This is a genomic window from Bacillus sp. GMa5/1, from assembly GCF_050172015.1.
GTDB lineage: Bacteria > Bacillota > Bacilli > Bacillales > Bacillaceae_G > Bacillus_A > Bacillus_A cereus.
Genome location: NZ_JBNLYC010000068.1, coordinates 1 through 23,270 on the forward strand (window position 1 = coordinate 1; position 23,270 = coordinate 23,270).

The window sequence follows — 23,270 nt, forward strand, 5'->3', positions numbered from 1 at the left end:
TACTTTGCTTGAAATTCGTTAATCATATATGTTTCGTAAATTTCTCTTTCCATCGGATCTTCTACAATACATACATCAATACGATACACTTCATCACGATGATTTTTAATACTTTGTCTTACTTTACGTGCTTTCCCAGCATTATAGTTAAAAAATAAAGGGAATTATATGATAGGAGATACAAATATAGACAGTCGCTGACCATTAATCTACAACCAATCCCACTCTTTACAAAAATATATCAACGATTATTCAATTATATCGATCGTAACTCCGAATATATCAACGTTTCGACACAACATATCGATTTATCGACAAATTTCGCGAAAACTATCACCAAAACCACCAACCAATCCCACACCGGCATCCACGCTCCCTACAAAAGAAAGAAACACCTTCAATTTGTCGTTTACATCTACACACGACAGACTGGGTGTTCTATCCTTGTCTCACTTTATTGGTTCACTCCAAAGTATGCAAATTCAATCGGTGCATTCTTACTCATGATGATCGGTGCTACACTTCCATTAACGCAATTGTAAAAGCAGAACTCTTCCCAACTGAAATTCGCGCACTTGGCGTATGGCTGAGTCATCGAAGACTTCGCAGATTGAGGCGGAGCTTGGTGGTGGGGATACACTAGCTAATAATAAGTCTAGTTAAAATTATGTATTCTATGTTCTTCGTTTATCTGAACTCAATTTACTTTATCTAAGAAAGCATAATTCATTAATATATAATTTAAAAACCTCTACTTATATGTAGAGGTTTTTGAATTGTATAACGGAAAAATAATCAAATTCACTTCTCTTCTATTCCATTATGACATGTATTATTTAGTTCGTTAACCACCTTTGAAAGCGCATACACAAAGTTTAACATGTTTAATATATTAAAAAAATCCTATATTTTCGTAAATAAAACAAATAATATAATAATATACAGAAAAATACATCATTTACAATAGGATGGGGGAATCGTTATGAAACTAAAAAAGCGTTTATTGGGGTAACATCTCACATCCATCAACTTAAGGTTATATCAGTTTAATTTCAGGTGTGGGTTTTTCCTTTTTCTATAGACCAAAGATTGTGAAGTAACGAAAGCCCAATTTCTCATCATACTAAGAAAGCGGGCTTTTCATATTCTGGTTTAGGTTAACTGCACCACTTTAAAACGAATAGGACTCCCCATCAGATGGCACTAAAATAGTGTTAGATAATCCTTTCTCATCAATAAAGTCATTCAATTCCTTTCTTGTTAATAGGCAATGGTTAAGTGATTCCATATGAGAAACGATAATTTTGGCCTGTGGTGCTGCCTGTTTTGTGTCATAAATATCCTCTTTTGTCATTGTAATAGGGCCACCTTCTAGAAACTGAGCAGCACCTCCATTGATCACAATAACTTCAGGGTCGTGCGTGTCAATTGCTTGTTGAACATCGTTACACCATATTGTATCACCTGCCACATACAATCTCGGCTCGTCTGGATGATTAAATACGATACCTGATACTTCACCGGTAAACTTTGTTATTTCGCCAGTTCCATGTTGTCCATTTGTTTTAAATAGCTTAATTTCTTCTATGTTGGTAACATGCTGTAAAGATTCTATATTGTGAAAGCCTTCTTTATTAATAGCCTCAATATCATGTTCATTTTGTGCATAGATTTTTATATCCTTAGGTAAAACTTTTTTAGCAACTTCGTCAAAGTGATCAGGATGTAAATGCGTGATGATAACCGCATCAACCTGAATAATTTCTTCTATAGAAATTGGTAAACTAACTAACGGATTTCTCATATCTTGATTTGGTGTATTTGGAAACGGTGGAGTGGATCCTTTGTCAGCTAAAAAAGGATCGATCAAAAACTTCTTGTCTGCATAATGTACAACAAGTGTTGCATTACGTATAAGTCTAATATCCATGCGGTATTCCTCCCTTTTATATGATTCAACAATAGTATAAAATATAAGAGAAATCATGTTACATAGATAAAATCAAAAATTTATAAGGTTTGACTTGAAATGTGAAAGGATGTGTCACGGTGTTAGATGATACAGATAAAAAAATACTAGAAGCGTTATTGAAAAATGGCCGTACGTCAATGAAGGAATTAGGAGAAAAAGTCCATCTGACGGGGCAAGCAACCTCATCTAGAGTAATAAGGCTGGAAGAGAAAGGCATCATAGAAGGTTATACGATTAAACTGAATGAAAGAAAACTAGGTTACTATGTTCACGCATTTATAAATATTTATACAAGGAGCATTCAACACAGTTCCTATTTATCATTTGTAAAAACACAACAGGAATATATCATAAAGAACTTCAAAATTAGCGGTGAAGGTTGTTATCTTCTAGAGTGTAAGTTTCCATCTAATGAAGCCCTTGATCAATTCTTAACTCAACTAAACGAACATGCTAATTACAAATTATCTATCGTAATTAAATAGAAGAACCATCGATATAAAAAAACGCTATTCTTGCTGGAGAAATATATATATAAAGAATAGCATTTTTTTCATTTTAGGGAAATGTTGTTTTAGAGTGTTATAAAGTTATAAAGTTGTTAAGTTGATGGGTATGGGGTAACATCTACACTTTGTACATTTTCTATGTTAGCAGTAGCACCTGCTAATTCTTATGCGGAAGAGTTAGAAAATGAATTAATTGAACAAGAGGTACAAATAATATCACCTAATATAACTCAATATACATGTTATCCTGCTATACAGTGCGGAAAACCAGGCACGACTTATACTAGACAAATAGCAGATATGACAAATGTATACTTAATGAATGGAGCATTAATTGGGCTTTCTGGATTTTTAGGAGGTAACCTTGTCGCGGCGGGTAGTTTTATTGCAGGAACATATTATTCAGTTGCTTCTGCATATTGGAAACCAATGTCTATGATAATTACATATAGCTCTGGGACTCCTGGTGGCGTCTCTAAAGTGGTAATGTATTCCCAAAAGAACTTTAAAGGCAAATCACAAACAAAATATCGTTAATCTCTAGTAAGGAGATGATCATCTATGAAAAACTTAATTTTAGGGGTTTCGTACTTTCTTTTACATTTTTTCATTTTTTTCCCAATTTATTATGCATACCCAAGCTATTTTGATACACCAAACAAACTCATATACTACTATATCCCTTTATCATTATTATGTTTTTTATTAACATTAGGTATAGGAAAATTATACGATAAGAAATTCAAATAAGATGAAACCTCAAAGGTGTCATCTTATTTTCCGATCCTTTATTTTATATTGATATACGAATAAAGATTACTTTACGCTATAATTCTAAATAAAATTTATTAGTATAAAAACGCCCCCATCCCTTACTAACAAAACAAAAAAGCACCAGGTCCCCCCTAGTGCTCTCCCTCTAAAACAAATGACAAGCCACCTCATGCCCCTTCGCAATCTCAACCATCTTCGGTACTTCCTGTGCGCATTTTTCAGTGGCGAATTTGCAGCGCGTTCTGAATTTGCAGCCGGACGGTGAGTTGAGCGGGCTTGGAACTTCTCCCTCTAGGATAATCCGTTCTTTGCCAATGTTTGTTGGATCTGGTTCTGGCATAGATGAGAGTAGTGCTTGTGTGTATGGATGTGCCGGTTTTGTGTATAGGTCTTCACTGTCGGCAATTTCTACTATGTTTCCTAAGTACATGACTCCGATGCGGTCTGATATGTGTCTTACCATAGATAGGTCATGTGCGATGAATAAATATGTGACTCCTGTTTCTTCTTGGATGTCTTGCAGCATATTTACGACTTGTGCTTGGACTGAGACATCGAGTGCTGAGATTGGTTCGTCACATAGGATAAAGTCTGGTTTTACAGATAATGCACGCGCGATGCTAATGCGCTGGCGCTGGCCCCCGCTAAATTCGTGCGGGTAGCGATATAAGTGTTCTTCTTTTAATCCTACCTTTTTCAGAAGGTCTAAAATGATTTCTTTTTGTTCTTCTTTTTCGTAAGAACCGTGAATGTTCATCGGTTCGCTAATAATTTGGAATACATTCATTGCCGGGTTTAATGATGCGTATGGATCTTGGAAAATGATTTGCATTCGTTTTCGATATTCTTTTAGTTCACTTTCCTTTAAACTTGCGATATCTTTTCCATCAAATAAAACGTTACCTGAAGTGACATCGTGTAAGCGAATGATACTTCTTCCTGTCGTTGATTTTCCGCATCCAGATTCTCCTACTAACCCGAATGTTTCACCCTTTTTAATTGTGAAACTTAAGTCATCGACTGCTTTTAATTGCTCCGTTTTTCTGCCGAATAGTCCCTTTTTAATAGGAAAGTATTTTTTTAAGTTCCGAATTTCAATTAAGTTTTCTTCATGCATGTGATTCACCTACTGTCTTATCGTTTAACCAGCACATGGAACGTCTTTCGTTTCCAATTTCAAAATATGGCGGACGTTCTTTTTCACAAATGTCCATCGCATGCGGGCAACGCTCTGCGAATGGGCAACCTTGTGGCGGGTTTAATAAGTTTGGCGTTACACCTTGAATTGGCGCGAGTCTCTCTTTTACGCCGTTCGATATTTTCGGCAGAGAGTTTAATAACCCTTTCGTATATGGATGATTCGGCGATTGGAAAATATCAAGTACAGGTCCTTCTTCCATAATAAGTCCGCCATACATAACGATAACGCGTGTACAGTTTTGTGCGACTATTCCTAAGTCATGCGTAATAAGAAGTAACGTCATGTTCGTTTCGTTTTTTAAGTTTTTCATTAAATCTAGTATTTGTGCTTGTATCGTTACATCAAGTGCTGTCGTCGGTTCGTCCGCAATGAGAAGGTCAGGGTTACAAGACATCGCCATTGCGATCATAACTCGCTGCTTCATACCTCCGCTTAGTTCATGCGGATATTGTTTCACCCTTTCTTCTGGTGAAGAAAGACCGACTTGTTTTAACAAGTTGACCGCGATTTGCTCTGCTTCTTTCTTTTTCACTTTTTGATGACGTATAATTACTTCCATCATTTGTTTCCCAATTTTCACGACCGGATTTAGCGCTGACATTGGGTCTTGAGAGATAAGTGAAATTTGATTTCCTCTAATAGAACGTAATTCTTTCTCAGATTTAGAAAGGATATTTTCATTATGAAAAAGAATTTCCCCTTCTTTCACTTTCCCTGGTGATGTAACGAGAGACATAACAGACTTCGCCATCACACTCTTTCCACTTCCAGACTCCCCAACGATACCAACTACTTCTCCTTTATTTAAACGAAATGTAACGCCGCGAACTGCTTCTACTTCTCCGCTTTCTATGAAAAAAGAAGTCTTTAAATTCTTCACTTCTAATAGTTTTTCAGACACGCTTCTCACTCCTTTCACGTAACACTTTAGTTTTCATTTCCAGCTCCTTTTGGCGCGAAAGCTTTCTTCAATGCTTCACCAATTACGTTAAAACTAAGTACCGTTAAAAGGATAAGGAATCCTGGGAAGAGTGTTAAATACCAAGCTTCGCCAATATATCCTTGCGCATTGTTTAGCATGCTACCCCAAGAAGAATCTGGCTCTCTAATGCCTAAACCTAAAAAGCTAAGTGATGATTCCATTAAAATCGATGTCGCAATTGTTAATGTCGCAGCGATAATAATGGTTGATAAAATGTTAGGAATGATATGTCTTACAATAATTGTGAGTGATTTCTGTCCTGATACTTTTGCATATAAAACGTACTCACGCTCTTTTACAGATAGCGTTTCTGCCCTTACAATACGAGCGGTGTCCATCCATGTTAGTAATCCGATAATAAGAACTAACGTCGTAATTCCTGGTTTTAAATACGCATTTAATAGTAGCATTAAAAAGAATGATGGAATTGACATAAGTACTTCAACAACCCTCATTAAGAAGTTGTCTAACTTTCCACCAAAATATCCGCTAATTGTTCCAACTGCGGTACCGATTGTAATAGAAACAACCATCGCAAGAAAACCGACCGCAAGTGAAACTCGTCCACCATATAACGCTCTCGTTAAGTAATCTCTTCCGTAATCATCCGTTCCGAAAGGATGACTCATACTTGGTTCTTGTAAGCGATCTGGAATCGACATTTTGCTAGGATCGTACGGCGATACGAATGCGAAAATTGATGCGACCGTTAAAATCGCAAGTATAATAACTCCTATTAGTACAAACTTATTTTTCGTAAAGCTATGTTTTATCGTTTGAAATCTCCTATTATTCATTCCAAATCACCCCCTCATTCGAATGCGCGGATCTACTACGCCATATAAAATATCAGCAATTAAGTTACCGAGAATTAACATGAATGATGATAGTAATGTAATTGCCATGATAATCGGATAATCAAATCTAAAAATAGCATTTACCCCAAGTGAACCAAGACCCGGCCATGAAAATACTGTTTCCGTAATAAATGCTCCGCCTACTAAACTTGGAATCGATAATCCGAAAATTGTAATGATTGGTATTAATACATTTCGAAGTACGTGATTAAATAAAACCGTTTTCTTTGAAGCACCGTACGCATATTGAATTTGTACATATTCTTCTTCTAATTGCTGAATCGTACTTGAACGAATATATCTCATATAAACAGATACGTTTTGGAACGCTAGCACCATACAAGGTAAAATGCCGTGTTGCACAATATCCCAAACAGAATCTTTACCTACGGTGCGCATACCCATACTCGGAAGTAGGTTCAATTTTAAGGAGAATAAGTAAATTAATAGTAAAGCGAACCAAAAGACTGGCATTGAAATTCCCACATAAGAGATAAAGTTCACAATGCGATCAAAGATAGAATTCTTTTTCACACCTGTAAATAGTCCAAGCGGGATTGCGATTACGAATGAGACGAGTAAAGATGATCCCATTAACCCAATTGTTGCGGGTAATCTTTCTGCGATAAGATCTAAAACAGGACGATGATTTTGAAGTGAGTAACCAAAGTTTCCTGTTAAAATATTTTTTAACCATAAAATATACTGCACGTAAATTGGTTGATCTAGTCCTAAACTTTTGCGAATACGCTCCACATCAATTGGACTCATATTTGGCGTTACAAAGTTTCGAACAGGATCCCCCGGCGCTAGCTTTATTAATAGAAAAGAAATAATAGAAATAACAAATAAAAGCGGAATTGCATTTAAAAGCCTCTTCGCAATTACTTTATACACAAACTTCCCCCCTCAAGCTAAAGAAGCTGATTTCCACCAGCTTCTTTACTGTTTCTTATTTCACTTCATAAATCTTAGATAGATCTTCAAACATTGTGACAGGAATTGCTTTTGCTTCTTTTAATCCATCAAACTTTTTATCTACTGCAATAACTGCTTTCGGATATGCGATTGGTAGATAAGGTACGTCTTCTCTAGCTGTTTCTTGAATTTTATGGTATAGCTCTGCACGTTTTGTTTTATCCGTTTCAACTGCAGCTTCTTCCCATAACTTATCGAAATCAGCGTTTTTATATCGTGCATAATTGTATTCAGCATTATTTAAGAATAAGCTCTTATATGAATCTGGCTCAGGTCCCATTATGTAACCACCAAATGTAATGTCATATTCTTTATTCTCTTTATCTAAGCCTTTTTCACTTGCCGCACTAGCATCTAATGCATTTAGTTCAACTTCTAAGCCAACTTCTTTTAATTTTTGTTGTGTATAAAGCGCTAAGCTTTCCATGATTTTATTATTCGTTACATACATAACACGTACTTTTTCTTTATCTTTCACACCAGCTTTTGCTAATAAATCTTTCGCTTCTTTTTTATCATACTTATAGCCTTTAATATCTTTCGCATAATACATAGCGTCTGGCGTTAAGATTGAATTTGCTGGTTCTGCAAATTCACCCGAAACGAATGCTGAGTTAATCATTTCTTTTTTATCTAACGCATGCGCAATTGCTTGGCGCACTTCTTTTTTCTTCATCAAATCTGTATTCATGTTATAAGATAAGTAGAATAATCTACCTTCAGGGAATGTCACCATTGAGAAGTTCCCAGTACTATCTAGTTTTTTAAAGTCTTGCGGCTCAATCATTTTCATGTTGATTTGACCATTTTGCAATGAAACATTTGCTGTATTACGGTCTTTTACAACGCGGTATACGATAGAGTCTAATTTAGCTTTCCCACCTACATAATCATCAAATCGATCTAATGCAACATACTCATCTGATTTATACTCTTTAAACTTAAACGGCCCTGATCCTACAGGCTGTAAGTTTTTCTTACTCTTCGCTAAATCTGCTTCCCCTTCAAATACATGTTTCGGAATTGGGAAGAAATCATTCATTACACCTTCGAAAGATGCGCTTACTTGTGGTAAAACGAATTGAGTTGTTAACTCATCTACCTTTTTCACCTCAAGCGGCTTTCCTTTAAAAATAAAGTTTTCACGACTTGAGCTATTTTGCTTCTCATCCAAAATAGATTGGAATGTAAATGCTATATCGTCTGATGTAATTTTCTTACCATCATGCCATTTCAAATTATCTTTTAATTTCAATGTCCACGTTAATTGATCTTCTGAAGGCGTAAAGCTCTCAGCAAGAACAAACTTTTTCTTACCGTCTTCCATATGATATAGCGGCGCATATAAAGCCTGCTGCACAGTTAATGACACACGATCATTCGCATAAAGCGGATTCATCGTATCTGGATTATCGCTAACACCAATCGTTAACGTTCCTCCATCTTTCGGAGTCCCTGATTTACTAGTGCCCGCTTGCTTCGAAGAATCTTTTTCCCCAGAACAAGCCGCTAATGCAATAAGTAGTATTAGAACAAATGGTAATGCAAATAATTTCCGTTTCATCTTTCGGCCCCCTCAAACTAGTTATACCCATAAGAAAACTCGGAATTAATCCCGAGTTTTCTTATAAGTTTTAAATTACCACTACCTGTATGTAAAGTCAAACTTTTTTGTAAATGTGGAAAGTTTGAAATCTACTAATACATTCTTGCCATAAAATATATTTATAAGGAGGATTAAAAAAGAAGACCACGAATAGGTTACCTCGTAAAATGAGTTAAAAAACTAGTAGCTTACAAAAAAACTCTAAAATGATTGTTATATATGACCGAAAATGTAGAATGGGATTAAAGACAAAAAACACATTTAGGAGGTTATCATGACATTTGATGAACTGAAAAAAAACAAACCAACAACCCAATGGATTGAGAATGATGAAGATGGGGAATTTTTCACTGAAGAAAATATAAGTGCAACAAATAAAGTTCTTGATACTTACATAAATAATTTAGAGCAATTGGGAGAAAATCCAACTGAAATCGAAATAATGCATGTTGTTAAAGAGGTTGTTCTTAACATAAATGAATTAAATGACGAACATGACTATTTTATTGAAACAATGGAAAGAGAAGATCTCTATGAATTTATCGATACAGCAGCACGAATAGCTGGCTTAGAATCCGAGGAAGATATAACAGAAGAATGGCGAGAATGGTAAAAAGTTGCCCCTCTAATTGTTAGAGGTGCAGCTTTTTTCATATACCAATTGAATGAATGATTTGATGTCCGCACAGAATTCATACATTGCAACATAGTATTAAAAGGATTCAATTATAAATACTAGCACACCCACATCAACAAAAAAGACCACCAAAAGGCAGTCTCAAAACTCAATCTTATTCCCTACTCCTTGCTCCACCGCTTTCTCATACAAATACTTCGCAACGATAATATCCACTACCGCCAAACCAACTGATTTGAAAATAGTAATCTCTTCATTATTTTCGCGTCCAGCTTTTTCTTTGCTTATAATTTGACCAAGTTCAGCGTGAATAGCGTTTGCTTTGAATAGACCTTCTTTTATCGGAACTTGAAGGTCTCCTGTTTCGTCTAGTGCTGCTTCTTTTGATTCAACTACTACTTTGTTTGCTTTAGCTATGGCATGTGAGGGTAGTTCTTGCATGCTCGGTCTGAATGAGCCGACGGCGTTTACGTGGACGCCTTTTTGTAGCGTTTCTGAGAAGACTGGTGTGGATGCGTTCGTAGTTGTGACGATGATGTCTGCTTCGCTTATTGCTTCATTTGCATTTGTGTGAACATATGCAGGTTTGTTGAATCTCTCTTGTATATATTCCGCAAATGCATACGCCTTTTCTTCTGTGCGATTGTATAAGATGACTTTTTCGATATCTCTAACCGCAAATATTGCTTCAGCAATTCCTTTCGCTTGTTCACCCGTGCCGATAATGCATAAAGTTTTTGCGTTATGACGAGCTAAATATTTTGTCGCTACTCCTGATAAGGCGCCTGTTCGAATCATCGTTAAGTACGATCCTTCTAAAAGTGCGAGCGGTTCTCCCGTTTGAAAGTCTGATAGCATCACAATCCCGTTGATCGTTTTCTTTCCTACCTTTTTGTTCTCGGGGACTACTGTTACTACTTTTAAGCCAAGTGCCTCAAGCCCTTCAGCTACTGAAGGCATAATTAATGCCGTATTTCGCTCGTTCGCAAATGGTAATGAGCCCCTTATTGGTGTAATCGTTCTTTCTGCGGAAAATTCTTTTAAAGCAAGCGCCGCGTATTCAATAACTTCATTCATATTTACTAAGTTTCTTTGTTCGTTCGCGCTTATGACTAACATATCTTTCCACCCCCTCCTTCTATCCTAACAAAAATCCACGGTTCAAATCATCTCTCGGGTCTACAACGAACTGATGAAATCCTGTAATAAAGGCATGCCCCGTTACTTTTGGAACGACAGCTTCATATGTATCTACTGCGGTTACCGACAATACTTCCCCCTCGAATTTCCCGTCAGTAATGCATTCATGGACGAAAATTTCTCCCTTTTGTAAAGCATCTTTTTCAAAAAGAGTTGCGATTCTTGCGGAAGTTCCTGTACCGCAAGGAGAACGATCTACTTGCCCATCAGCAAAGATTGTTACATTTCGTAAAGTTGCGTCTTCTCCTTTCGGTTCATCTGAGAAAATAACGCCGTATATCCCTTTTAATCCTTCTTCAAGTGGATGCTTCACTTCCATTTTGCTCTCGATGTAGTGCTTAATTTTACCGCCCCACGCTTGAATAGCAGATAAGTCTTTGAAATCGACTTTCAAGCCAAATTCTTTACAGTCTACTACCGCATAAAAAGCTCCGCCAAACGCGATATCTACTTGAAATTCATAGTTATCTATTTTAATAGGAACGTCTTTTTTGTATACAAAGGAAGGAACATTTTCAAATGATACGGACTCTACTTCGCTCCCGTTATATGTTGCATACGCAATGACTTCCCCAGCAGGGCTATCAATAATGAACTGTTGTTTCTCACCTGTCACTTCAAACATGCCTGTTTCAATTCCGACTGTAATAACAGCAATAATGCCATGACCACACATCGTACTCCATCCTTCGTTGTGCATAAATAATACGCCAAAATCAGCGTGAGCACTCGCAGGCGGAGTAATGATACAACCGTACATGCCGTGATGTCCTCTCGGTTCATACATAAGAACTTCGCGAAGATGATCCAAATGTTCCATGCAGTACGCACGTCTTTCTAGCTGCGTGTCTCCTTTTATTTCCGGCACGCCGCCCGTAATAATTCGAAGCGGTTCCCCAGCTACGTGAGCATCAATTGTTGTGTACACTTTACTAACCTTCATTTCTATCTCTCCCCTATATGTTGATACTCTTTTTATTGCAAATATCATGCCAACGCATAGGATATAAATTTGTATACATTGTTTAAAAAAGCATACATTACTGTCTATTTTTTTATACACTGTCCAGAGGCTATGTTATGGAGCCCCTTGATACAACCAGTCTTATTATTTTCACTGGAAAGTTACTTCCACCCCCAACATATACTGTTCAAAAGCAAAAAGGAAGTGATCCAATGTATTACGGAACAAAGGGCTGGTACGTAGCTGAACTAAAAAAATTAGGCGTACGCTATCATGAAGGACGAAAACTAGAAAGTTACCGCGGGCACATCTTGCGCAATTTACTACTTGCACAACAAGAGAAATTAAAAGAACAGTAACATTCTAATGTAACGATATCGGCGATTCTCGGAATATATCAGCGATTCAACACAATATATCGGCGATTCGACATGCAATATCGACTTACCGACAAATTTCGCTAATTCATCTACCTAAACCACCAACCAATTACACATCAATACAAACAAAAAAGGTCACCCAAACGGGTGACCTTTCTTTCTTATTCACAAACAAGAATCTGTCTAGTAAATGATCCTTTTCTTGTAATACAGCGATCTGTAATTTCGAATCCTGCTTCATGGATCATGTCGTCCATTGTTTCCATCGTGACAACGACTACTTTTTTCGCGATGCGGCGTGCACTTGAGAGAATTGATAGTTGATCTTCTGGTGTGGCATGCGTAAATAAGTCGTACGGCATATCGATAATGGCAACGTCGTAGTTCTCAGTAATTTCCTCGATCGGCCCTTTTGTTACTGTTCCTTCAAATCCGAAATGTGCGATGTTTTTTCTCGTTCCAAGAACTACAAGTGGATTTATATCTCTACCAACGATGTTAATCCCCATAGAAAGTGCTTCTACTACTACTGTTCCAATACCGCAGCACGGGTCAATTGCTCGTACTCCCTCTGGATTTGGTACAGCGATATTTGCAACTGATCTCGCAACACGTGTGCTAAGAGATGTCGAATAACTATGCGGTTTTTTTATGTGATGATACCAAACTGGTTCGCTTTCTACATAGTGCCCGAAGTACCAGCGTCCTCCAAGAGGAACAATCCCGAATACACGCTCTGGATTACGAACATCCGCTTCTCCTTCAATATGCATGCCGAGGTCTCTTTCAATAAGACGTCTTTCTCCATATTCAATTTTATTCTCTCCAACAAGGTCATTAATTTTAACGAAGATGACTTTGAACGTCGCTCCCGCCAAATCAATTTGTTCCACTTGTTTTAAAATGCTTTCTAAGTCGTCCCCTTCATACATAACTTCAATTCGCTCTTTAATAAACGCACTTCTACTCGGGTCAATTTTGACATCACTTTTTAAAATATTAACGTGGGACTCCATTCCAAAGAACGAGCGCATTTCCAAGTAACATAAAGCACGCTCCTCCTCACGAAATGCATACGTATATATACAGGCAGGTGTTTTACTATGATTATTCAATCTATTATCATCCTCTATCGTTTAAAATTGTTATGATTACAATTACTCAAATACTTTTCTTTTGTATATAAAATTAAATGATATCATATGCCGGAAATAAAGAGAAACGTTAATAAATAAAAGAGACTGCCAATGGCAATCTCTTATTATTTATTAACGGAAAGAAGACACGTTGTTACCCATTTCTTCATAGTAATCTAAAATACCTTGATAAATTGCTTCTGCTGCACTTTGTCTCTGCGCTGGTGTAGCTATTTTATCTGCATCACTTTTATTATCTACAAATGCTAATTCTGCTAATACAGCTGGCATTGTATTTTCTCTAATTACGTATAAATCGCCTTTTTTCACACCACGATCTTTTGTTCCCAGTGCATCTACAAGACGCTCTTGAATTTTTTCTGCTAGTAAACGACTTTCTGATACGTTAGGATTTGTTCCTCTTGCTGTCGCTGATTCATAGTAGAACGTTTCTGTACCTTGTCCATTTTTCTCTTCCGTGCCATTACCATGAATACTTACAAAAATATCCCCATTATTTTTTTGAGCAAATTCTACACGTTTCTTTAAAGAATCAGAAGCACTTGTTCCTGGACGTGTATCATCTGTACGAGTGAATAACACAGTAAATGGTGTCTTTTTCTCAAATATTTTCTGTAATCGTAGTGATACATCTAATACAGTTTCACTTTCTTTCTCATAATAACCTGGATTACCTGAATCCGCTCCCCCATGACCTGGATCAATGATAATCGCTTTTCCTTCTAAGAAGTTACCTTGCTTCACTGGATTTAATTGATTTTTATTAACCCATTGGAAACCAGCGCCCATGCGGATACGAATCCAGCTGCCGTTCTCTTCAATAACAGTTACTTGTTGTGCGTTATGTGTTCCCATTATTTTTGAAGAAGAAGAAGCTTCTGCATAAGTAGTGAATCCTTCATTAATAACTTCTGTTTTCTCTACTAAAGGTGTCCATTTATCACCTTTACTTGTTGCAATTTTGATCCATCCATCTCGTTCTTCTTTAATTTCAACCATTTGTGGATTATGCTGATTTGCACTAATCCCAGAACTTAATGATGGTGCGTGATATGTAATGAATTTTCTATCTATGTACATTTTCTTTGTTTCTACTGGACGATCACTATTCTTGCTAAATTTATCTGTTTGCGCAGTAAGTTGAGCTGCTTGTTCACGCGTAATAGAATCATTCGGTTTCCAGCCATCCTCTGTACCTAACGAAAGTTTTAATTCTACTAAAATATTAACTTCTTCTTTACCCCAATGATTCTCTAAATCAGCAAATTTTGTAGGAACTGGTCCTGTTACTTTGCTTTTCAGATTATATGCTCTTACAAGCATAGCTGCCATTTCAGCACGAGTTACTTTTCCTTCAGGATCAAATACTCCTGGTTCTCGCCCTTTAATAATATTCTCTTTTTCCATGGCTGCAATAAATGAAGCTGCCCAACTATTTTTTGCATCATTATAAGACGGCTTTGCATTTGGATCTATTTTAGCACCAATTGCTGTTGCGATAATCTTTGCTGCCTGAGCACGTGTTAAATTTCCGTATGGCATAAAGTTACCATCTGGCATACCGTTAATTACATTTCTCTCTACTAAATAATAAATTGCGTCTTTTGACCACGCACTATCTGAAACATCAGGAAATTTCTTCGTTTCTGCTAAACTACTAATTGGATGTGCTAGTAAATTTGCTGCTAATAAACCTGCGGCTATTGCTTTGTACTTCATGAAAAATAAATCTCCTCTCAAAACTTCATATTCATACAATTTTTTTAATCAAGCTAACTAAAAAATATTAACTATTAATTAATCCCTTTCATAGTGTATAACATTATATATCTATAGTAAATACGTTTCCGGCCGTATAACAAAAATCGCATATATATAACTTATAATGAATGTATATAAAAACTTTAATCAGCCCTCACCAATCGGGCTTTTACGGGCAGCCCGCCCCCATCTAACTTTTTTGCTTTCGCTGAATTTTGAGGTAGGAGTCTTACTGCCCGGCAAATAGCGGGATAAAAAAGCGATTAGGACATGTCTCCTAATCGCTTTGCCAAATAAAAAGCTGATTAAAAATAATATCTTTAATCAGCTCTCTATTATCTATGAAATTATTCTTCAATTAAATTAGACATTACATATGCATACACTAATGCTTCTGTATGCGCAATAGAACTTTCATGCGTACGTTCAAATGCGTGGGAAGAATCAATACCCGCTCCAATTAACGCATGTTTCACATCAAATCCCGCGCGAATCGCAGCTGATGCATCAGATCCGTAGTACGGATAAATATCTACTTTATATTCAATATGATTCGTTTTCGCAAGCTCTACTAAATGTTTGCGCAGTGCATAATGATACGGGCCGCTAGAGTCTTTTGCACAAATAGATACTGTATATTCATCAGATGCTTGTCCATCACCTAACGCTCCCATATCAACTGCTAAGTATTCAACAGTTTCTTCTGGAATGTTAGAGTTACCACCGTATCCAATCTCTTCATTATTAGAAATTAAGAAATGCGTCGTATATGGTAATGTTATGTTTTCATCTTGTAATCTTTTAATTAATTTTAATAAAATTGCAACACTTACTTTGTCATCTAAATGACGTGATTTTATGTATCCACTCTCTGTAATTTGAACGCGCGGATCAAATGAAACGAAGTCTCCTACTTCAATTCCTAATTCGCGTACTTCATCAGCTGAAAATACGCGCTCATCAATACGAACTTCAATATTTTTCTCATCGCGTTTTGCTTCACCTGCATCTTTATATACATGTACAGATGTTTGATGCATTAAAATTGTTCCTGTATACGTCTTGCCACTTGATGTTTCAATTTCGCAATATTCCCCTTCTACGGAGTTCCAGCGAAATCCACCAATCATAGAAAGACTCAGGCGACCGTCAGGCTTAATTTCTTTTACCATCGCACCTAACGTATCAACGTGTGCCGTTAATAAGCGGTGCTGTGCATCATTTTTCCCTTTTACCGTTAAAATAAGAGCTCCCTTATTATTACGTTTCGTTTCTACGTTCCACTCACTGACATAGTTTTCAATGAAATTAATAATTTTTGCTGTATTTCCAGATGGACTTGGAATAGAGACAAGCTCCTTAATCAGTTCCATCGTTTCTTTCGCATGATGTGCCATTGTCGTTTCCTCCTCTTTTTCTCTACTATTCAGTATACAAAATTCACCAGAAAACCTCTACTTATATAGCTTAATTTTCTAAATTGTAGTAAAATTCTTTTTAGTATATAAAAGGAGTTATAAAATATGAATATATCAAAAAAATATATACACATTGCACTCATTTGGTTTTTAGCATCATTATTTTGTTTACAAATCTCTTATGCCATTCACACTACTACTTCTATTACAATCGGCTGGATATTAACAGCTATCTTCTTCATTATTAGCTTCATTGCAACAAAAAAGCATAGCGTTACTCATTAACGCTATGCTTTTCCTATAAAACTATTCTTCTGAAACGTCTAATAAATAAATACCTCTTTCAAATCCACCGCGCTCTACTTCTTTTTTCTTACGAAGGCGTTCTACATCTTCAATCGATGCACCTTCTGCACGTGCTAATGAAATGATAACTTCTAGCGCATCCGCAAGAGAATCTAGCGCATGTTCGCGTTCTTTCATAGAAGCAAATTCACGAATTTCTTCCGTTCCAATTTTCGCTAAAGCCTGTATGTATGCTTGCCCTGTTAATTTTTGTGCTGTATACGTTTTTCCAGACATTAAAATCTTCTCTGGAACACGATCTCTTACTAACTTGTTATATGCTGACATCATTCATCCTCCTATATTTAATAACATCCGAGCTCTGCTTTATAGAAAAACCATTTTTTCTTCACGCACGCACTTAACATATCAATTCCTGATCCATGTGCTCTTACATGTGGAAAGAAATAGTGCTCTAAGTCTTCGTCCTTACCATATAGAGTTTGATACTCATCTGGAATCGCTTCTTTTTTCACATCTTTTTCTTTCGTCACCCCGTCAGAAAATGCAACACTTGGATGTCCCTCAAAAAACAACGCAGTCCGAACTGCCAAAGATGATGTACTATGCAAAGCAGAATATGTAAGCAAAATAATAGTAATAACACCGATCATTTTCTTCATGTATTACTCCTTAAAAAAAGTGCTAACACAATTATACTAAAATGTGTTAGCACTTTCTCCCCTTTATCCCGAATTAACGAGCTAATAATCAGTGAGGAATGGACAAAATCCTCACTTCACTTTATTCCCCTTTAAATGCTGGTAAACGTTTCTCTAAAAACGCAGCAATTCCTTCTTTATGATCCGCTGTTTGTCTCATTGCATATTGACCACGCTTTTCTAATTGCAATGTTTGCTCTAAATTAGAGCGATTTACTTCACATAAAATTTGCTTCGTTTGAATCATTGCTTTAATCGGTTTTTGTGACCATTCATTAATTTTTTGTTTCACAGCCGTTTGGAAATCTTCGCCGATTACTTCATCAATTAAGCCGATATCAAGCGCTTCTGTCGCTGATAACTTCTTACCTTCCCAAATAATTTGCTTCGTCATATTTTCACCGACACGCTTTTGAAGGAAGAAATGACCGCCTCCATCTGGAATTAAAGCGATTCCAATAAAGTTCATTGCAATAACAGATGATATATCCGCCATTACATAATCAGCTGTTAACGCAATACTTAACCCAAGACCTGCAGTCGGTCCATGAATTGCACTAATAACAAGCTTTGGCATCGTATATAATGTCACGACAACTTCAGAAATGGTATTCATAATGCCATCAAACTTACTTTCATCATTACTTGAAAGCATCGATTTAATATCCCCACCCGCAGAAAAACCACGGCCGTTCCCGCATAACACAACGATATGCGCAGAACTTTCCGCTACTTCTTTCAACTTTTGTAATAACTCTTTTAATGTCGGCTCATCTAACGCATTTAACACCTCTGGGCGATTGACCATAACCGTTGCAACGTTACCTTCATATTTCACAATAACAGATTCTGTTTTACTCGTTACTTCCATTACATACCCCTCTTTTCTCCATAAAGATTATACTTATATAATTATAGAAAACCACTGAAAAATCCTTCTTTTTTCTCAATTTTCTGTCTAATAATCTCGCAATTTGTACATTTACCGTATAAAACATACAATTCCGTTGAAAAATATAGAAATTAAAGTCGGTTTATCCATGCTTTTCATCTATTTACCATTACAATGAAATGGTGTATTCTTAAGTTTGATAAAAAAACAAATATTGAAATTCATTCGCCTTACTATGTAAAAAAGGCTTTATACCCATCTTTTGGGTGTTGTAATAAAGGAATGAAGAACTGGAGGAACATATGGTTAATAAGTTGAAACAAACGGATAACTACTTCCCACATTTCCTATTGCTATTCATTGTGTTTCAACCAATTTTAGATTTATTAACATCTTTTTCAATCTATATACTACACATGAGCGCAACAGTTGGAGTTGTAGTCCGTTTCGCCTTTATGCTTCTTGCATTAGGGTACCTACTTCTTCATCACAAACAACAAGATGCGAAAAAGTACATCCTCTATTTATGCTTACTCGGAATCGCACTCGCAATTGGTCTTGTAAATAATATGATGGTTAAATCTCCAGTTTCATTTGGAGAAGAAGTTAAATTCATCTTAAAGAGCGTATATCCAATTGTGCTACTGTTTGGATATATTATCGCCTTTAAAGAGCTAAAAAATAAAGAGTATGTATTTCATAAAATCATTACATATTTCTTATATGCAACTTTAATTTTAAGCATTACAATGATTGTCGCAATGCAAACTGGAACGGATTTCCCAAGCTATCCTCACTCAAAAATCGGTTCAAGAGGTTGGTTCTTCGCTGGAAATGATTTAAGTTCTCTTTTCGCCATTATGTTCCCAATCATTGTCTTATATTCGATTCATAAAACAACTTCTTTCTCGAAAATATATTACTGGATTCCAACAATACTTGCGATGTATGCAAGTATTATGGTCGGAACGAAAGTCGGATATGGCGCAATTGTTATTACATTAGGCGTAGCACTTTTCTTCTCATTCATTGAATATATGATAAATCGTAAAAAAGAAGGAAAAGGATTCACACATATTGTAAATACCGTTGTTGTCGCAGTTATACTAGGAGGTTTAATCGCTCTTACACCGCATACTCCTATCGCAAAAAATATGGGCATTCACATGCAAATATACGAATACAAAAAATCAGTACAAGAAGAGAAAGATCGAAAAGAAGGAAAAGTAATTAAAGCAGATCCAGAAGATGCAAAAAAACATGCAAAAGGTGAACTTACAGATTCTGAAGTAAAAAGTTTAATTTACAGTGATCGCGACAAATTCTTAAAAACATACAAACAATACTATAAAGACGCACCGCTTTCACAAAAACTATTCGGAATGGGTTACGCTGGTAACTACACAGATAAAATTAAATTAATTGAAATGGACTTCCATGACCTATTTTTCGCCTTTGGAATTGTCGGTTTCCTTATTTACTTAATACCTCTTCTATACTTTGGTATTAAATTATTTATCCGCATGATCACAAACTTTAAGAAAATCATGAAAGTAAAGTATATGCTATTAGCGAGCACACTCGTTCTATCACTTGGCATTGGCTTTATGTCTGGCCACGTATTAACAGCACCAGCCGTTAGTATTTTCTTCGTTGTTATACTCGCTTATATCATTGTTGATTTTGAAATTGAATAAAAAGAAGGTGCTACGAAATATTAGTAGCACCTTCTTTTTTATTTAATTAATGTTTTACGTATTCTAAGCTTTCTTTTGCAATATACGCTTCTGTTACAGTAGGATTATCTGAAATAACTTTAACCCACGCTTTTCCATTTATTATCTCTTCACCAGTAACTGTGACAACTACATTTGTATTTAAACGATACAGTCGCTCATTTGATATACTAGGATTCTTTTTCACTTCCACGTTATTCATCACACGTGCAAGTTTGTACTTGTTGTATTCTTTTTTACCTAAATAAGAATCAAAACGGTTCATATGCCCCGCTACTTTTTTACCCCAGTTCGCATCAGATGCATATTTCGCATTTAAACCAGTAGCTTTATCACCTGTATATGTTGCTGTATAACGCCAATGTCCTGGATTTAAATATCCTTCATTCATGTATAATTTTGCTGCATGTTCAATACAATCTTCTTTTGAATTGAATGCTTCTCCGTTACCATACGGACTATCGTCTGTTGCTTTTAAACCAAATAAATTATTTTTGTCTTTTGCAAGAGCGCTTGTTCCATAATAACTTTCATGAATTGCTAATGAATATAAGAATAATGCATTTACATTATACTTGCTTTCTACTTCTTTAAATTTCTTTCCTAAACCAATTAATGGAGAGTCTGGTTTAATCGATTTCACATAACTATCTAGTTGTTCAGCTGTATAATCTGTTTTCGAACGTAATGATAAATAATTGAAATATTGATAGAAAGTTTCGTCTCCAAATGTCTTTCCATCTACACTATACATTTGCTGTCCTTGCTTCATGAAAGAAGGTGCCACACCATATCTAAATTCTGTATATCCAGGTGAACTTGTATTATATGTATAATATTTATGGTATAAATATCCATCTGATTTCACATAATAAGACGACTGTTTCATTTCATTTGTAGGAATTAAAGTGATTTCATTCTTCTTCACATAACCTGTCAAACCAGAAAGTTGAACTTTCACACGATCTTCGCCAACTTCTAATACTTTCAATTCTGTTCCATACTGAATATACGTATATACTGTTGATAAATTCTCATCATAAATATTAATGATGTTTTGCCCAGTTATTCTTTTCGCACTTGCAAAACCATCTTTAATCCATAAAAATTCGTTCTCGTATTTTACCGCATTCATACCTTTATTTTGAGCAGCCGTAACCGCTTCTTTATACGTATTATAGCGCTCTACTTCTTGCTCTGTTCCATTTTCTCTTACATTTGTCACAACATATTTCTTAGTTTCTACAGGATTGCTATTTTCGTTTTTTTCAATCGTCTGAAGCATGCGATCCAACATAGCTGAAGCCATCCCTCTTGTAGCTGATAAATGTGGTCTAAATGTATTATCTTCTGGATACCCTTTAATAATTTGAGTAGCCACCATAACTTGCACATGCTCTTTATAGTTAATACTATCTTTATCAGTAAAGGTAAGCGGACTTACAGCTACTTTAATATTTTTATAGTCTAACGCTCGCTTTACCATTATCGACATTTCTTCACGTGTAATCACATCATTTGGTGAAAATGTCTCGTTCGTACGACCATTAATAATTTTCGCTCCATATGCTCTACTTACACCATCATATAAACCGTAAGTCTTCGGCACATCCTCGAAATTCGAATCAGCTTTCGGTAAATTTAAAGCCCTTGCTATGAATGTAGCAAACTCTGCTCTTGTTACTAATTTATCAGGCGCATATACATTGTCTCCATACCCCATTAAAACTCCTTTAGTAATAAGTGAGCGCATATTCGTCTCAAACATATGTCCTGTAATATCATCATTTGCCGCATAACTTGAAATAGGAGTTAAAAGTAATGATCCCGTTAATGCCACTGCTGTTATACCTTTTGAAAAAGTCTTCAAGGTTATCCTCCTCGTAATCTACGAATTTATTATCACAAATTTGATTATATAATAATCACAATCATTTTAGCATAATAAATAGGAATTAAAATAAAACGTTTTTTAATTAGAATTTTCATTAAATTCAAAACAAAATAAAAGACACTTTACTTTTTTAATAAAGTGCCTTTTTCCATATGATCAATGAGTTTCTTTGTTGCCTGTTTGCCTTGCAACCGAAGCTCATCTATTGTCAATTGTAACTCTTGCTGCACAGTTCCTTGTTGCATTAATTGCTTTTTCGCAATTTCATATAAATACTCAGCACTCCATTCGCCATCCACACTTCCTATAACTGGCTGATTCACTTGACTTAAAAACGAATCAATTTTCGGATCGTATGAAATCCCGACCATTGGAGTTTTGGCTACGGCAGAAAAAACAAGTGCATGAAGACGCATACCAATTAGTAATGAACATTGTGATAAAATGAATATTTTCTCGTCGATATCCATTTTATATGGAAGCATATACGTCTCTTCTCCCATTAAGTCTACTACTTCACACGAAGCTTTTTGATCAAATGGCTCATGCATTGGAACAAATAAAATTTGGTATCCTTCTTGCTTTAATTTTTTTAATGCCGCAGCTAATTTTTTTATATAATCTTCTTTTGCATTCCAATAACGCACACTAACCGCAATTACTTTTCCATGTATCGAATGCTTTTGCAACCAATCCGATTGTTTTGTCCGTTTCCATGTTAAAACAGGGTCTGGAACAATTTCAATATCGTTTTTTATGCCAAGTTCTTTTAAATATAAAAACGAATCCTCATCTCGAACTGATACATAGGAAGCTTTTGACAAGTTCCATTTTACTAATAAACGATTATATCCTTTTGTAATTGGACCTATTCCTTGTGAATAAATGTAATACGGCTTTTTTAATAATCGAGCGAGTCCCATAATACCCGTATAATATAGAATACTCTTCGTACTTGTCTGATCTTGAAGAAGGCTCCCGCCACCACTAATAACTCCATCACTGTTTTTTATCGCATGATAAACAGCTTTTATATCCCAGCGATCTACCGATTCTACACCATACATTTCCTTTGTATATTTAGAATCATTTGATAGTACTACTAGTTCTATATCCGGGTTCTCTTTACTTAACGATTCAATAATTGATTGTAGAATCGCCTCGTCTCCAACATTATAAAAACCATAATATCCTGATAAGACTAAACGCACCCTAAATCTCCTCCAAAACTAGGTAACCGTTTATTTCATCTAACATAAACTGGTACCCATTCCTTACCTAAACACTTGATACCCTACATAGTTTCCTCTTTATCAGCTCATATGAATTATAATAAAAAATTAAA

General features: G+C 35.8%; 22 protein-coding genes and 2 pseudogenes. 7 read left to right on the forward strand and 17 right to left on the reverse strand.

The genetic code is table 11. From position 1 onward, the window contains the following. A pseudogene (locus ACQGSG_RS16655) lies at positions 1 to 158 on the reverse strand (nucleotide excision repair endonuclease); the annotation flags it as partial. A 273-nt stretch (positions 159 to 431) separates the two neighbouring features. Here ACQGSG_RS16655 and ACQGSG_RS16660 point away from each other — a divergent pair. Then, positions 432 to 663: pseudogene (locus ACQGSG_RS16660) on the forward strand (alpha-ketoglutarate transporter); the annotation flags it as partial. A gap of 508 nt (positions 664 to 1,171) precedes the next feature. Here ACQGSG_RS16660 and ACQGSG_RS16665 read toward each other — a convergent pair. Then, positions 1,172 to 1,930, reverse strand: a complete 759-nt coding sequence (locus ACQGSG_RS16665) for an MBL fold metallo-hydrolase (protein ID WP_046960389.1) — start codon at positions 1,928 to 1,930, stop codon at positions 1,172 to 1,174. Positions 1,931 to 2,049: 119 nt separating this feature from the next. Here ACQGSG_RS16665 and ACQGSG_RS16670 point away from each other — a divergent pair, with 119 nt between their 5' ends. Both ACQGSG_RS16670 and ACQGSG_RS16675 read left to right on the forward strand, forming a co-directional pair. Further along, positions 2,050 to 2,457, forward strand: a complete 408-nt coding sequence (locus ACQGSG_RS16670) for an Lrp/AsnC family transcriptional regulator (RefSeq protein ID WP_016083083.1) — start codon at positions 2,050 to 2,052, stop codon at positions 2,455 to 2,457. A gap of 162 nt (positions 2,458 to 2,619) precedes the next feature. Then, complete coding sequence (locus tag ACQGSG_RS16675; RefSeq protein ID WP_098434947.1) at positions 2,620 to 3,018, forward strand: hypothetical protein; 399 nt, start codon at positions 2,620 to 2,622, stop codon at positions 3,016 to 3,018. Between the two features lie 382 nt (positions 3,019 to 3,400). Here the strand turns inward: ACQGSG_RS16675 and ACQGSG_RS16680 are convergent, their stop codons facing one another. The 5 genes from ACQGSG_RS16680 to ACQGSG_RS16700 are packed head-to-tail and all read right to left on the reverse strand — an operon-like array spanning position 3,401 to position 8,837. Beyond that, positions 3,401 to 4,372, reverse strand: coding sequence for an ABC transporter ATP-binding protein (locus ACQGSG_RS16680; RefSeq protein ID WP_214631994.1), 972 nt, complete (start codon positions 4,370 to 4,372; stop codon positions 3,401 to 3,403). Further along, entirely contained in the window at positions 4,365 to 5,357 is a 993-nt protein-coding gene (locus tag ACQGSG_RS16685; protein ID WP_214631995.1) for an ABC transporter ATP-binding protein, read from the reverse strand. The genes ACQGSG_RS16680 and ACQGSG_RS16685 overlap by 8 nt, the downstream gene beginning before the upstream one ends. 26 nt (positions 5,358 to 5,383) lie before the next feature. Then, a complete protein-coding gene (locus ACQGSG_RS16690; RefSeq protein WP_214631996.1) occupies positions 5,384 to 6,235 on the reverse strand; it encodes an ABC transporter permease in 852 nt (283 codons plus the stop codon). A gap of 6 nt (positions 6,236 to 6,241) precedes the next feature. Then, a complete protein-coding gene (locus tag ACQGSG_RS16695) occupies positions 6,242 to 7,192 on the reverse strand; it encodes an ABC transporter permease (protein ID WP_000278789.1) in 951 nt (316 codons plus the stop codon). Positions 7,193 to 7,247: 55 nt separating this feature from the next. Next, on the reverse strand, positions 7,248 to 8,837 hold the full coding sequence (locus tag ACQGSG_RS16700; protein WP_426947694.1) for an ABC transporter substrate-binding protein: 1,590 nt from the start codon (positions 8,835 to 8,837) through the stop codon (positions 7,248 to 7,250). 316 nt (positions 8,838 to 9,153) lie between these two features. Between ACQGSG_RS16700 and ACQGSG_RS16705 the strand changes: the two genes are divergently transcribed. Then, a complete protein-coding gene (locus tag ACQGSG_RS16705) occupies positions 9,154 to 9,492 on the forward strand; it encodes a hypothetical protein (RefSeq protein WP_214631998.1) in 339 nt (112 codons plus the stop codon). Between the two features lie 165 nt (positions 9,493 to 9,657). On the opposite strand, the gene ACQGSG_RS16710 is transcribed toward ACQGSG_RS16705, so the two are convergent. After that, entirely contained in the window at positions 9,658 to 10,635 is a 978-nt protein-coding gene (locus ACQGSG_RS16710; protein WP_214631999.1) for an ornithine cyclodeaminase family protein, read from the reverse strand. A gap of 19 nt (positions 10,636 to 10,654) precedes the next feature. Further along, positions 10,655 to 11,707, reverse strand: a complete 1,053-nt coding sequence (locus ACQGSG_RS16715) for a proline racemase family protein (RefSeq protein WP_003283354.1) — start codon at positions 11,705 to 11,707, stop codon at positions 10,655 to 10,657. Between the two features lie 89 nt (positions 11,708 to 11,796). On the opposite strand from ACQGSG_RS16715, the gene ACQGSG_RS16720 reads away from it, so the two are divergent. After that, positions 11,797 to 12,039 carry a YflJ family protein gene (locus tag ACQGSG_RS16720; protein WP_000433499.1) on the forward strand — a complete coding sequence of 81 codons (243 nt, stop codon included), beginning with the start codon at positions 11,797 to 11,799 and terminating at the stop codon, positions 12,037 to 12,039. A 182-nt stretch (positions 12,040 to 12,221) separates the two neighbouring features. On the opposite strand, the gene ACQGSG_RS16725 is transcribed toward ACQGSG_RS16720, so the two are convergent. The 3 genes from ACQGSG_RS16725 to ACQGSG_RS16735 all read right to left on the reverse strand — a co-directional run bounded on the left by ACQGSG_RS16725 (position 12,222) and on the right by ACQGSG_RS16735 (position 16,375). Continuing rightward, entirely contained in the window at positions 12,222 to 13,175 is a 954-nt protein-coding gene (locus tag ACQGSG_RS16725) for a TRM11 family SAM-dependent methyltransferase (protein WP_001059308.1), read from the reverse strand. Between the two features lie 153 nt (positions 13,176 to 13,328). After that, a complete protein-coding gene (locus ACQGSG_RS16730) occupies positions 13,329 to 14,936 on the reverse strand; it encodes an N-acetylmuramoyl-L-alanine amidase (RefSeq protein WP_065704777.1) in 1,608 nt (535 codons plus the stop codon). A 389-nt stretch (positions 14,937 to 15,325) separates the two neighbouring features. Beyond that, positions 15,326 to 16,375, reverse strand: coding sequence for a M42 family metallopeptidase (locus ACQGSG_RS16735; protein ID WP_000930027.1), 1,050 nt, complete (start codon positions 16,373 to 16,375; stop codon positions 15,326 to 15,328). Between the two features lie 126 nt (positions 16,376 to 16,501). Between ACQGSG_RS16735 and ACQGSG_RS16740 the strand changes: the two genes are divergently transcribed. Then, complete coding sequence (locus ACQGSG_RS16740) at positions 16,502 to 16,681, forward strand: hypothetical protein (protein WP_001027083.1); 180 nt, start codon at positions 16,502 to 16,504, stop codon at positions 16,679 to 16,681. 21 nt (positions 16,682 to 16,702) lie between these two features. Here the strand turns inward: ACQGSG_RS16740 and ACQGSG_RS16745 are convergent, their stop codons facing one another. From ACQGSG_RS16745 to ACQGSG_RS16755, 3 genes are all read right to left on the reverse strand, one after another. After that, positions 16,703 to 17,029, reverse strand: a complete 327-nt coding sequence (locus ACQGSG_RS16745) for a nucleoside triphosphate pyrophosphohydrolase (protein WP_001277348.1) — start codon at positions 17,027 to 17,029, stop codon at positions 16,703 to 16,705. Positions 17,030 to 17,046: 17 nt separating this feature from the next. Further along, positions 17,047 to 17,364, reverse strand: coding sequence for a hypothetical protein (locus ACQGSG_RS16750; protein WP_098605709.1), 318 nt, complete (start codon positions 17,362 to 17,364; stop codon positions 17,047 to 17,049). Between the two features lie 121 nt (positions 17,365 to 17,485). Then, on the reverse strand, positions 17,486 to 18,274 hold the full coding sequence (locus ACQGSG_RS16755; RefSeq protein ID WP_000454179.1) for an enoyl-CoA hydratase: 789 nt from the start codon (positions 18,272 to 18,274) through the stop codon (positions 17,486 to 17,488). Between the two features lie 323 nt (positions 18,275 to 18,597). On the opposite strand from ACQGSG_RS16755, the gene ACQGSG_RS16760 reads away from it, so the two are divergent. Further along, the gene (locus tag ACQGSG_RS16760) at positions 18,598 to 19,992 is read left to right on the forward strand and encodes an O-antigen ligase family protein (protein WP_000247535.1); all 1,395 of its coding nucleotides are present in this window, start codon (positions 18,598 to 18,600) and stop codon (positions 19,990 to 19,992) included. Positions 19,993 to 20,038: 46 nt separating this feature from the next. On the opposite strand, the gene ACQGSG_RS16765 is transcribed toward ACQGSG_RS16760, so the two are convergent. Together ACQGSG_RS16765 and csaB are read right to left on the reverse strand one after the other, a co-directional pair. Continuing rightward, positions 20,039 to 21,901, reverse strand: a complete 1,863-nt coding sequence (locus ACQGSG_RS16765) for an S-layer homology domain-containing protein (protein WP_098870029.1) — start codon at positions 21,899 to 21,901, stop codon at positions 20,039 to 20,041. Positions 21,902 to 22,047: 146 nt separating this feature from the next. Continuing rightward, positions 22,048 to 23,136, reverse strand: a complete 1,089-nt coding sequence (gene csaB / locus ACQGSG_RS16770; protein ID WP_087966295.1) for a polysaccharide pyruvyl transferase CsaB — start codon at positions 23,134 to 23,136, stop codon at positions 22,048 to 22,050. Positions 23,137 to 23,270: the final 134 nt, after the last annotated feature.